At 47.5% G+C, this 12,555-nt stretch carries 8 protein-coding genes; 1 reads left to right on the forward strand and 7 read right to left on the reverse strand.

Annotation, left to right across the window (positions count from 1 at the left end):
* Window positions 1–452: 452 nt before the first annotated feature.
* The 6 genes from bamC to pilB form a co-directional block, all read right to left on the reverse strand.
* Entirely contained in the window at window positions 453–1,571 is a 1,119-nt protein-coding gene (gene bamC / locus Q4C79_RS11760; RefSeq protein ID WP_303091212.1) for an outer membrane protein assembly factor BamC, read from the reverse strand.
* 17 nt (window positions 1,572–1,588) lie between these two features.
* Window positions 1,589–2,464, reverse strand: a complete 876-nt coding sequence (gene dapA, locus Q4C79_RS11765) for a 4-hydroxy-tetrahydrodipicolinate synthase (protein ID WP_303091213.1) — start codon at window positions 2,462–2,464, stop codon at window positions 1,589–1,591.
* Window positions 2,465–2,715: 251 nt separating this feature from the next.
* Window positions 2,716–3,327: a dephospho-CoA kinase gene (coaE, locus tag Q4C79_RS11770; RefSeq protein WP_303091214.1), complete on the reverse strand. Its 612-nt coding sequence runs from the start codon at window positions 3,325–3,327 to the stop codon at window positions 2,716–2,718.
* Window positions 3,324–4,187, reverse strand: coding sequence for an A24 family peptidase (locus tag Q4C79_RS11775; RefSeq protein WP_303091219.1), 864 nt, complete (start codon window positions 4,185–4,187; stop codon window positions 3,324–3,326). Before Q4C79_RS11775 ends, coaE begins: the two co-directional genes overlap by 4 nt.
* 5 nt (window positions 4,188–4,192) lie before the next feature.
* Window positions 4,193–5,431, reverse strand: a complete 1,239-nt coding sequence (locus Q4C79_RS11780) for a type II secretion system F family protein (RefSeq protein ID WP_303091215.1) — start codon at window positions 5,429–5,431, stop codon at window positions 4,193–4,195.
* A 54-nt stretch (window positions 5,432–5,485) separates the two neighbouring features.
* On the reverse strand, window positions 5,486–7,162 hold the full coding sequence (gene pilB / locus Q4C79_RS11785) for a type IV-A pilus assembly ATPase PilB (RefSeq protein ID WP_303091216.1): 1,677 nt from the start codon (window positions 7,160–7,162) through the stop codon (window positions 5,486–5,488).
* A gap of 1,019 nt (window positions 7,163–8,181) precedes the next feature.
* On the opposite strand from pilB, the gene Q4C79_RS11790 reads away from it, so the two are divergent.
* Window positions 8,182–8,355 carry a hypothetical protein gene (locus Q4C79_RS11790; protein WP_303091217.1) on the forward strand — a complete coding sequence of 58 codons (174 nt, stop codon included), beginning with the start codon at window positions 8,182–8,184 and terminating at the stop codon, window positions 8,353–8,355.
* A gap of 75 nt (window positions 8,356–8,430) precedes the next feature.
* On the opposite strand, the gene Q4C79_RS11795 is transcribed toward Q4C79_RS11790, so the two are convergent.
* Window positions 8,431–12,072, reverse strand: a complete 3,642-nt coding sequence (locus Q4C79_RS11795; RefSeq protein ID WP_303091218.1) for a putative Ig domain-containing protein — start codon at window positions 12,070–12,072, stop codon at window positions 8,431–8,433.
* Between the last annotated feature and the right edge of the window lie 483 nt (window positions 12,073–12,555).

The following is a 12,555-nucleotide window of genomic DNA, read 5'->3' on the forward strand; positions in this document are numbered from 1 at the left end:
TGAACCTGCTAAAGGCAGCCAACAGGCTTCGTGTGCCTGCTGCTGCCTGAAAAGGTGCAATGGGCACCCCGATAAAGGGGCTAATTGGGGGGAAATATGGACGAGAAACACGTCTGAAAATGAAAAAAGGTTATATAGTCGATTCAAATAAAATTTCCGGTGGAGCGCGGACGTTTTCGTCCGCTTTTTATGTATGATTCTGGATATTTTGCGGACGGGGACGTCCGCGCTCCAATCTCGGAGTTTTATTTTAAATCCACTATACTTAATTGTTCAGGTAACCGTTTGGATGGTGTAGCTGGTATTTCGCAAAGGTCTCGGCCTAAATAAATTTAGATAGTTTTTACAAAGGTCTAGCAACTGTGTTACCTATTCGTCAGTCAGCAACACAGTTGCTAAGGCATGGAAAAACCCGCCGAATGGCGGGATGATAAGAGAAGAAGGACGGATGATTAACGCAATTCTGCGTATAAGCGTTCCAATAGGGTAGATGCGTCTTGACCTTGGTAACGGCTGCCGTCTTTGTTGAGCAACTGAATGCGTGCACCATTACTGATTGGCTCAACAAATACAATCAACTCAGGTTGTGTTGTAATCGTGGTTTCGGTATTTTTCCTGCCCAGCATGCGGCTGAAGAAACCTGGTTTTTTCTCTCTGCCACTCGCTTCATTCGGGGCAATTTGAACAAGATAAGCGTGTTTTTCGGCATTTTGGCCCAATACGTTCAAACCGATGCGTTCTAAGGCCATACCGGTACGCTGCCAGTTGCGGTTGTAATCACCGGCAAGCAACAGACTGCCGCCTTCCACTCTGGCCAGTTGACTGGTGGTATTGGAAGCAGTGTTTTGTTTGAGTTCCTGTTGTACTTGTTGTTCATCCGCTCCGAGATACTGCATAAAGCGACCTAAAAAAGCGGCTTCCAGATTCGGATCATTGGGGCGTGGCTCCCACATGGTGGTGTCTTTATTCTTATCTGCATATACTTCTTTCATGCCTTTGTGAACAAAGAAAATATTTACGTCGCCATTTTGACCGCGCTCCATGCGGGCAGTAAATTTATCACGTTCACTGGTGGAATAAACACCGCCGAGGCCGACTTTTTCAAACAGGTTACGCAAGCCGTCTTGTGGGATTTTGGCACGGTTTTCTGCCCATTCGGTTTCCATCTGACCGATAGCAGGCTCTTCGGAGTTGATGGTGAAACCATTTTCTTGCCAGAAAGCTTTCAGCAGGGGCCATAATTCCGCAGGCTGTTTACCAGAAACAACCAGCCAGCGCTGATTACCTTCGCGTTGTAAATGTACACCACGGATGTCTTGTAATACCGCAGAATTAGCGGCAGGTTGTTGATTATTCCGACGTTGCAAGTCGCTGGCGCGCACTGATCCGCTGCCGGCAGGAACTTGATAAAGATTACCTTGATTGGGGTTGGTTAAATCAGGAGGAACTTCCAGATTAACGATTTTACGGTTTTGGGTTTGGTAATCGAGCTGAGGTTGCTCTTTGCTGCTGGAACAGGCGGCCAGGCCGAGAATGGCAATGGCCAACACGGCCGGTTTCATGCGGTTCATACAGACTCCTGTTGGGGTTAAATCATTTTTGATGCGATAAGGGCGTCACGCACTTTGACCTGACTGGCTTCACTCAGTTCAACGATAGGCAGACGTACGGTCGGGCCGCATTTCCCTAAGACGCTACATGCCCATTTAGGCGCGGCGGGACTGGGTTCGCAGAACATCACGTCGTAGAGCGGAATCAGTTGGCGGTTTAGCGCGCGGGCTTCGGATAAATTGCCTGCTAGGGAAGCATTACACATTTCGGCAAACAGTTGGGGTGCTACATTGGCTGCTACGCTGATTACACCGTCACCGCCGCAAAACATAAAGGCCATACCGGTTGGATCGTCGCCAGAATAAACGGCAAAGTCTTCCGGTGCACGGTTAATCAAATCGATTTCACGGGCAATATCGCCACTGGCTTCTTTTACGCCGATGATATTCGGAATTTCGGCAAGGCGCAAAATGGTATCGTTGGTCATGTTGACTACGGTACGGCCGGGTACATTATAGAGAATCATAGGAATCGAAGTACGTTCGGCAATTGTGCGGAAATGCTGGTAAATACCTTCTTGCGAGGGTTTGTTGTAATAGGGAACGACCGATAAGGTGGCATCTGCACCGAGCGCTTCGGCAGCTTTGGAAAGCTCTACGGCTTCTGCGGTATTGTTGGCACCGGTGCCGGCGATAACGGGAATGCGTTTGTTGACGTGCTTGATGGTTGCTTCGATAACAGCTAAATGTTCATCGACCGGTAAGGTGGCGCTTTCGCCGGTAGTGCCGACGGCAACAATAGCGGCGGTACCGCTCTCAATATGCCAGTCAATGAGATTGTTCAATTGCTCAAAGTCGATACTGCCGTCTTCGTGCATGGGGGTAATAAGGGCGACCAAGCTGCCTTGTAACATAATGGAACCTTTGTATGCAACGTCAAAATTGAGGGTAACGGGGATTGTAGCCTACTTTGCGGATTGTGCAAACAGGCTTTCAGACAGGCATGGGGAGGCCAGCGTAGGTGAAGAGGGTTTTCTGTGTATAAACGAAGGATTTTGATAACCAAAAAATGGAAAATTTTAACAGTTTGCGACTTGCGGTAGGATCGGGAAGGGTGGCTTTTTATAAACTACAGCTAAGAAGATTATAAGTAAGGAAAAGGGAATTAATGGTTTGGTCTAAATACTGCGGTATAGTATCTATGCAACCGGCCGACTTTAGCTTGTAACTCTTGTAGGCTGCCATCGTTCAATAAGATGTCGTCAGCAGCTCGCCAGCGCTCGCTACGGGATGCTTGGTTGGCCATGATGCGTTTGATTTCGGGTTCATCCAAACCGCTGCGTTGTTTTACCCGTTCAATACGCAAAGACTCAGCGCTGTCGACTACCAATATGCGATGAACCAATTTTTGGAAGGCTTTTTTTTCAATTAACAGTGGAACTTCGATAATGCCGAAAGCGGCTTGTTGATATTGGTTCATCATTTGACGGCTGTAGGAACGAATCAGAGGCAGCATAATTTGTTCCAAACGGGTTTTCAGACAGGCATTGTTGAATATGCATTCACGTAAAACCGCACGATTCAGTCTTTTCGGGGTTTCGAATACTTCTGCGCCGAAAGCATCATAAATAGCCGGAAGAGCTTGGCCGTTTTCCGCGGTTAATGACCGGCTAATGGCATCGGTATCAATTATGGGGACGTTAAAACCGGCAAATATGGCTGCTACTTGAGATTTACCACTGCCAATACCGCCGGTTAAGCCTATCCATATTGTCATAATAATCCCGCTGAATTGAGCCAGAGATTCAATCCGGCTTTAACTTGATCGTTGGCTATAAAGACCAGCCAGCCGGCAATCGCTAAACAAGGACCAAAAGCAATCGGTTGGCTTTTGGCTACTTTCATAATTAAAGCGGCGGCAATGCCGACAAATGCAGCGGAAAAAACTACAATTGGTAACACTCCGGCGCCCAACCATGCGCCAAGAGCAGCAAGTAGTTTGAAGTCGCCACCGCCCATGCCATCGAATCCGCGCAGCTTTTTGTGAACAAAATTCAACAGCCATAAGCTCATATAGCCACAAATGGTACCAACAACCGCTTGTTGTAGGGAAACAAAGGCTCCGTTAAAGTTATAAATCAAGCCCAGCCATACTAGGGGGAGGGTAAGTTGGTCGGGTAAATATTGGGTATCTGCATCGATAAAGGTAAGGGCAATCAAAAAGGCAGTAAAAATCACGCCGCCCAAGGTCAACCAAGACCAACCGTATTGCCAAGCAACAGCTCCGAACATTATAGCCGTGAGCATCTCGACCATAGGATAGCGCAAGCTGATGGGTGTATGACAACCGGCGCATTTGCCACGTAGCAAAAGATAGCTGATAACTGGAATATTTTGCCAAGGCTTCACACCAGTGCCGCATTTGGGGCAACGCGAATCCGGATGAGACAGATTGAAAACGGCTTGATCTTCCTCGGTTAAGGGAATATCTAAGTGGCTTTTGGCAAATAGTGTCCAGCCTTTTTCCATCATTACTGGAATACGGTAAATCACTACATTGAGAAAGCTGCCGACCAGCAAGCCGAAAATCAAGGCCAGCGGGACGGCAAACGGTGCATATAAGCCCTGAATTGACATGCTCATCAGCCTACTACGTTACCCAAGTTGAAGAGAGGCAGATACATCGCCACCAGAATTACACCGATGATTGAGCCAAGTACCACCATAATAATGGGTTCCATTAATGAGGAAAGTTGGGCAACTGCATTATCAACTTCATCTTCATAAAATTCTGCTGCTTTATTTAACATGTCATCCAGAGAACCGGATTCCTCACCGATAGAAGTCATTTGCAGAACCATATTAGGAAATAATTCGGTACTCTGCATACTGGAAGTCAGCGATAAACCCTGATTTACTTTAGCGCGAATGTCGTGTGTGGCTTCTTCATAAAGAATGTTGCCGGAAGCGCCTGCTACCGAATCCAACGCTTCTACCAACGGTACGCCGGCAGCAAATAGACTGGAAGTAGTCCGTGCCCAGCGGGCAATGGTCGCTTTGCGAACAATGGCACCGAAGATCGGCGCACGCAACAGCCAAGCATCAACACGGCGTTGCAGTTTGGGTGATTTTGCATGAATTTTAACAAAGGCCACTACCCCACCGATCATTGCGATAATCATCAACCAACCCCATTTCACGAAGAAATCGGAAACCGCCATCATGATTTGTGTCAAACCAGGTAATTCTGCCCCCATACCTTCGTATACTTCTTTAAAAGCGGGCAATACGAACATCATCATTACCATAATCAAAGCAATGGCGACTACCACAATCGAAATCGGGTAGGTCAGAGCACTTTTCACTTTTTTCTTGATGGCTTGGGTTTTTTCTTTGTACAGAGCCAATTTATCAAGCAAAGATTCGAGTACGCCGCCCGCTTCGCCGGCACCGATTAAGTTGCAATAAAAGCGGTCGAAGTATTTGGGATGTTTGCTAAAAGCGGAGGCCATAGAGCTACCTTGTTCTACATCGGCTCTAACTTGCATCAGCAGTTGGGTCATAGAGGGATTGGAGTGGCCACGAGCTACGATTTCAAAGGCCTGCATCAATGGTAATCCCGCTTTCATCATGGTGGCCAACTGGCGTGTGAAAACAGTGATATCTTCTTGGGTGATTTTGCGTTTGCGTGTGCTTTTTACTTTGCTGATTCGGAGCGGTTTAATGCTGCGGCGTTGCAGCTTTTTGCGGGCATCCTCTTCGTCTTTGGCAACGACTTCGCCGCGAACGATTTGATCGGTGAGTGTGTTTTTGCCTTCGAAGGTAAAGCGTTTACCCTTGTCTTTACCGCGACCTCCGAAGCTGCTTGATTTTGTAGCCATGTTTTTACCCTAATGTTATGTTAGTGCTATATCGTTATATGAATAAAAAATTGATTAATCGTTGGTGCCTGCAAGTACTTCTTCCAATGAAGTTAAGCCATTCATCACTTTCAATAAGCCGGCGCGACGTAAGTCGACCATACCTTCATCATAAGCCATTTTCAGAATATCTACTTCGTTACCACCTTCCATGATGATGCGCTGCATTTCCTCGGTAATAGGCATGACTTCATAAACGCCTAGACGGCCTTTGAAGCCTTTGCCGCGGCAGCGGTCGCAGCCAACGGGGCGGTATAATTGCCAGTCTTTAGCTAAATCTTCATCGGTAAAGCCAGCCTGTTTGAGAACTTCAACTGGCGGACGTTCGGTCGGTGCCTTGCAGGAACATAAACGGCGCAACAGGCGCTGAGCCATGATCAGGCTGACTGAGCTTGCAATATTGAATGGTGCAACCCCCATATTCAGCAAGCGAGACAGTGTGGCGGGGGCGTTGTTGGTGTGTAGTGTAGAGAAGACCATATGGCCGGTTTGCGAGGCTTTAATGGCGATATCGGCAGTTTCCAAGTCACGGATCTCACCTACCATGATGATATCCGGATCTTGGCGCAGGAAAGCTTTCAACGCTGAAGCAAAAGTCAGTCCTTGTTTGTCGTTAACATTTACCTGGTTGATGCCTGGAAGGTTAATTTCGGCCGGATCTTCTGCGGTGGAAATGTTAACGTTCTCGGTATTTAAAATGTTCAGACAGGTGTATAAGGAAACGGTTTTGCCTGAGCCCGTGGGGCCGGTTACCAAAACCATACCGTAAGGACGGTGGATGGCCTCCAGCAGCATTTTTTTCTGGAAAGGTTCGAATCCGAGCTGGTCTATATTGAGCGTACTGGCATCTGAATTCAGAATACGCATCACGACTTTTTCGCCAAACAGCGTGGGCAGTGTGCTGACACGGAAGTCAATAGGGCGACCATGCTTGGAAAAGGCGATTTGGATGCGACCGTCTTGAGGAACGCGTTTCTCGGAAATATCCAGCCGTGCCATAACTTTGATACGGGATGCTAGCTGGCTACGTACTGACAATGGTGGTTGTACCACTTCGCGCAAATGGCCGTCTACGCGGAATCGTACACGTGCTACTTGTTCGTAAAATTCGAAATGGATATCGGAGGCACCGGCATTAAGCGCATCAGACAGGGTTTTATGGATAAATCGGGGAATGGGGCCGTCTTCAGCTTCTTCGTTATCAATATACAAAGACTGTGCCGGGGCACCGGAATCTTGCTCCAAGCTCATTTCTTTCAAAATGGAGGTGGAGCGCTGGTTTTGCCATTCCAGAATGGTAGAGAGCTGGTCGTGTCGTACGACAACCAGATCGATAGCCATGCCGGAGGTAAACGAGATTTTTTGATAAACCTGAATTTGCGTTGGATCAGCAACGGCGAGGAACACTTTATTGCCGCGCCGGAAGATGGGGAGGCAATGGTTTTGCAACATGGCTTCTTCCGAAAGAAAGTCGGTAAGCACATTGCTTCGCGGATAGTAGCTTAGATCTAAAAGAGGATAGCTGAACACTCGGGCCAACAATTCGGCCAGAGCTTCAGGCGAAATGATATTGTTCTCAAATAACATGGGAACAATATCTTTGTTTTGTTTTAATGCTTCCTGATAGACAGCCGACTGTTCATGGCTGAGGACTTGGCTTTGAACCAAAACACGAAGTAAACCTGCACTCATTTATATCCAAACCAATCTGAATGACGCCCGAGAATCTGTTCTTGAGTTACTGAATATTAAGGATAAACAAGGATAGTTTAGATATTTATCCGATAGAACAGATTATTGGAGTAAGTTTTCCAAAAAATATTTTATTAAAATTATTAAAAGCAAAAAGCTTAATCTAGCCGGCGTATTATAGATGAAGTTCTAAGCAACTTGCATTATCTTGCTTAAATTTACTGATGTCACTCTAGCCTAGCAAGTTTGGCTATTAGGAAGTATAGGCTTTTTTTGATTGTATAGAGAGATGAAAAAAAAATGATTTTGTAAATTAATTGATTATTTTTAAAGTAAAAAAATATCGACGTCTTTGCCGATAATGTGTTTGCTATTTGCTTGGAATTGGTAAAGCTGCTTTATTATTGGGAGGATGCTTTGATTGGAATATTTGTATCTCATTGGCGACACTGTTGCGATAAATGTTAAGAGCATGAAAGACCGGCGGGTAACGGGAAAAATGTCTTGCCACACTACTTTTTTCAGACAGACCTTGAATCGTCTAAACTAAGTGCAACGTTTTTCGAAACAGTGCCTCACAAGCACATTTCCACCCTAAACATTTTCTGGAGCGAAGGCTGATTTTGTCGGTGAGCGCTCGAATCTGAGCTTCGCTGTATTGGCCCAAGTTCTGACGCATTTGCCTATATTGACAATGCTTCCGTAGCCTTGTCTTCAATAAACGCGTATTCATTTATTAATGACTTCATGTGGAATTGAAAAATCTGCATAGCTAGCTTCTGCTAAAACAACGTAATCCATTTTTTGATATTGCGCCATTATTCCGAAGCTTAGTTTATTGTTTCCGACTGATTGGTTTTTGCGAAAAATCCCAAATAAATCTTATAGCCAGGCTTGAAGCAAGCGGCATGGAAAGATAATAGGGCAATCCGTTTTATACAAGTTCCTTAATTAATATAAAGTTATAATAACTGTATAAATACCCTATAAATCTGTCTGATACTCACTCATCACCACCAGTGGTACTTTCCGCACTGATTCTGCTTGCCCACTATCACGGTATTTCCGCCAATCCCGCCGATATTTTGCATCGCTATGCGGCTGCCGGCGATTTGTCGCAAACCGAATGGCTGCCGGCGGCTAATTTCAGACAGGCATTCTCTCGGTTTAATCCTCCCCAAATGCCTGTCTGAATTTTTCTACCCCAAACAAAACCCCGGGCGGAATGATTTCCGCTCGGGGTTGATTCAATACAAGTTGATTGGGCTTTACGCCGCCGTTGCGCTCAGTAGGGTATTGGTGCGGTTATCAGCCGGTACGATGGCCGAATCGCTTACCGCCTCGTTGCTGCCGAAAGCCGCCATTGCATTAAGCAAACCGTTGGTTTGTGCGGCGGTGTCGGCTGCTTCGGTGAGGGCGTAGACATCTGCGGCTTTCAGGATCTGCCCGTCGGCAAACTCCCAGTTCACGATACCCAAGGCATCATGGGCTGTTGCGCTGCCGAATTGGTTAATGATGCGAATCTGATCCGAAGTTCCTGTTTTGCCCATCAACAAATCAGCGCCTTCACGGCTAAAGCTGATTTGCGACAAAACAGTATCTTTGAAATACATATGGTCTTCACCGTTTACCGCCGCCACCGTATCCTGTCCCCATTCTTCTGAGAAGACATAAGTATCGGCACCGTCTCCGCCTTCCAGATAATCATTGCCCGCGCCGCCGTTGATCACGTCATTACCGCCGTAGCCGTAAATAACGTCGTTGCCGCCGTAGCCGTTCAAGTCTTCGCGATGGTCCGATCCGTGCAAGGTTTCTCCAATATCGGTACCGCTCAAGGTACTGTCCGGGCGCTGATAGCGGCCTGCGGCGACGATATTCAACTGCAAGGGGCTGACAGCCGTGCCGCCTTTACCATCGGATACGCTGATATTCAATTGCATTTCGCTTACCGCGGCCGGAGTGCCGGTTAAGGTGAGGCGGTTCGGATCGAAGCGGAGCCAATCGGGCAAAGGACTGCCGTCGGCCAGGGTTACACTGTAAGCCAAGCGGTCGTCGTCGGCATCGCTGAAACGGTTATCCGGCAGGGCATACCACCACTCTTCACCCGCCGTGAGTTTTTGGGCGGCAAAGGAGCCGGTCGCTACCGGTGCTTGGTTGGTAACCTGTGGCGTAGTGGGCTCGCCCGGATTGGTCGGATCAGTCGGTACATCCGGGTTATCCGGCGTTGTGGGAACATTCGGCACAACCGGAGTATCCGGTGTTTGCGGCTCTTGTGCGGTAAAAGCGGCGGGCAGGTTCAAACCGAATTGGGCTTGGCTGAAATTCCGCACCACGATCTTGGCTGCGAATCTTTCTGCGGTCAGTTCCAAATCATTACCGGCCCGAGTCAGTTGCAATCCGATACCCGGTGCCTGCCAGCGGTTGGCAACGGATCCTTCGCCGCCCACCGCAATCCACTCGTATTGTTCTAACGGGCTGCCGTCAATCACGATACTGCCTTTGCCATCCGAATCTTGGATTACGTTTTCATCGGCCGCATTTTGTAAGTCTTTGCTGTCGAACCGATAGCTATCGTTGCCTTCGCCGCCGAACAAGTAATCCGAGCCGGAACCGCCAGTCAAGGTATCGTTACCTTTGCCGCCATACAAACGGTCATTGCCGCTGCCGCCGTTCAGGTAGTCATTGCCGTAATCGGCAATGTCTTCACGGTTATCGTCGCCATAGAGGATGTCTTCTCCCGCGCCGCCATAGAGATAATCCGAACCGTCTTGTCCGATCATCAAGTCATCGCCTTCGCCGCCATACAGGAAATCCCCGCTACCGCCTACCGCCACCCGGTGATCGTTTTCGTTAAGTGGGACTTTGGTGGTTAAAGTATAATCCTCGGCTTCACGATTGATTTCCAGCGTCCAAAGGTCGTTATCCGGATGTGTCTTAGCGAACGAATACAGCCCCTTGGTTTGAGGGGCGATTTGGTCAGCCAATACCGTGTGTTCGACGGCTACGGCCGTTCCCGGAATATGGGTAACAGTCGGCTGCCATTGCCCCAATCCCAACCGGTTATATTGAATGTCAATATCGGGCGGTGTGCCTGATTCGCTAAGCGTACGGTTGCCAAAACGAATGCCGCCGTCGCCCAGAATAACATCATCTCCCGCACCGCCATAAACGGTATCGCTATCGGCGCCGCCCATGAGCAAATCCCGCTCAGTGCTGCCGAACAGCGCATCATTGCCCAGCCCGCCCAAAGCCCAATCGCCGCGCCCGTTGCTGCCGGCGGTATACAGATGTTCGTTCTTTAATCCGGTATGGATAACGTCGTCGCCGGCCATGCCGTTGATCAAATCGCGGCCGGCACCGCCGATAATGATATCGGTATCCCGCGCCATCTCTTCTGCACTTCTATTGCTGTTGGCCGGAATGAATTGGCTGCCGTTCAGAATATCGTTGCCATCGCCGCCGTTTATGTAGTCGGCCAAGAAACTGCCGAAGACACGGTCGTTGCCGCTGCCCAAATCGGCATGTACGCCACCGGAGCCGTTTCCAAACAGCATATCATCCAAGTCGCCGCCGCGCACCTGCGTATAAAGCGGAGTAGAGGCATAAATCAGGTTGTAACGGTTCGTCGCACCGGATACGTAGCGAACAGGATCTTGCGCACCTTTGGCGGCTACATCCAAATCAATACCCAATGCGGTTAAACCGCCCGTTCCGTTGTCTGAAGCAGTTTCAAAAAAGTCTTTGATGGTAACGGAATCCTTGCCGTTGATATGGGCAACAATCAGATCCTGCTCGGAACGGATGGCTCTTAGAGAAGATACATCACTGCCGCTTTCTTTTTGAGTGCTGTACCAGATTCCGGGAATCCCGTTGTTGCTGACAAAAGTGGTGGCTTGCAGATTATCTTTGGCAAAGATGATTTTGCCTTGTGCATCGGCATCCAACACCGTATCTTCGTCTTCGATCAGATAGGTATCGTTGTCTTTGCCGCCTTCCAGATAATCGTTGCCTTCGCCGCCGTTCAGCGTATCGTTGCCGGCACCGGCAAAAAACAAATCTTTCTTTGCACCGCCTGTTAAATTGTCTGCTATATCACCACCGAAAACGATTTTAGACACCCCGGTACGATTATTGTCTAAATGCATGAAAATATTCTTGCTTAAAATGGCAGTATCCTCAAACTCTACAGTTCCGCCATCTATCCCTTTACTTGACATAAATGTCTGTAAAGCCTTTTGCAGCTCGTCCAGAGCATGCGGATCCATCCCACTTACCCCATTGGGATCACCCAAAATCGTATATTGGGATAAATGCAGTTGAGTAAATAAAGATCGGGCTTCCAGCCATTTGCTGTCACTATATTCTTCCCGCTGAGGTACTTGATCCAGATGACCGGCAATACCAAAAGGGATCAAATTTTCTAATGCCGCAATAGTCGCCTGTTTTGTGTCTTGGTTAGCCAGCAATTTCATCGTTTCTTGATGAGACGACAAGATCACCATTCCCACGGTTTTGTTTTTTACCGATGCAACAATTTCCATGAGCAGACTGTCATAACCATCCGCGGCATAAGAAGATAAATCTTCCACCGTCAGGTGTTTGTTTTCCAATGCAGATTTAATCCAAGTCAATACCTGGGGAACACCGTAAGTGGCAACCCAACCATCGAAGGTTTCAAACGTTCCGATCATATTTGGATTGGATAAGCTAATGCCTTGAAGAAGCTGATCAACAGCTTCATCATTAATATCCTTGGCAAACAACATAGGTTGCAACCAATCGTATCCGTTTTCCGCGATATAACCTGCAACACTCATTCCGCTGGCAAGGAACGATACTATTTGTTCTGCCCTAGAAGGCAAGAACTGAGCTACCACGCCGATACTGCCACCGAGGGCAGTGAACATCATTGAAATGGCATCATCAGGTTTACCCTCATTCCAAAGCTCAACACTTCTGACTGTGGCCAGTCTCATAATTTCATAATTAACACTTATTTGGGCAGAATCAATAACAGCTAGCCCCATTCCGGCTACGCGTAATTCAATAATATCTAATCCAACATTAGCAAACAATAAGCCATTGATTATCCTGTCATCATTAACAATTTTCTTCCCGTTTCGGTCCAATGAAGCAAAATATCCATCTTCTATTGAGTTTAAAAAATCTTCATCCCTGAGTACATATTGGATGATATCTTGAGCAGTGTTGTCCGCATCTGTATATTTAGCGGCAACCGTATAAAATGACAAAACCATATTTCTTAGTGAGTTAATCGTATTAGCCATAAACTATCCCCTACATTCTAGTTAACAAAATTAAATTACCCAACATCAATGGAGCCGTACAGCTATACATGGAAGACCATATAAATCCAATCAAATTTCGGAAAA

Source organism: Neisseria sp., assembly GCF_030523955.1.
Classification (GTDB): Bacteria; Pseudomonadota; Gammaproteobacteria; order Burkholderiales; family Neisseriaceae; genus Neisseria.

What these genes read in the sequence shown, in the direction of transcription:
- Q4C79_RS11775 (WP_303091219.1), bottom strand. Translation starts at nt 4,187, where the DNA reads ATGTCAATTCAGGGCTTATATGCACCGTTTGCCGTCCCGCTGGCCTTG.
- Q4C79_RS11780 (WP_303091215.1), bottom strand. Translation starts at nt 5,431, where the DNA reads ATGGCTACAAAATCAAGCAGCTTCGGAGGTCGCGGTAAAGACAAGGGT.
- coaE (WP_303091214.1), bottom strand. Translation starts at nt 3,327, where the DNA reads ATGACAATATGGATAGGCTTAACCGGCGGTATTGGCAGTGGTAAATCT.
- Q4C79_RS11795 (WP_303091218.1), bottom strand. Translation starts at nt 12,072, where the DNA reads ATGATGTTCACTGCCCTCGGTGGCAGTATCGGCGTGGTAGCTCAGTTC.
- bamC (WP_303091212.1), bottom strand. Translation starts at nt 1,571, where the DNA reads ATGAACCGCATGAAACCGGCCGTGTTGGCCATTGCCATTCTCGGCCTG.
- dapA (WP_303091213.1), bottom strand. Translation starts at nt 2,464, where the DNA reads ATGTTACAAGGCAGCTTGGTCGCCCTTATTACCCCCATGCACGAAGAC.
- pilB (WP_303091216.1), bottom strand. Translation starts at nt 7,162, where the DNA reads ATGAGTGCAGGTTTACTTCGTGTTTTGGTTCAAAGCCAAGTCCTCAGC.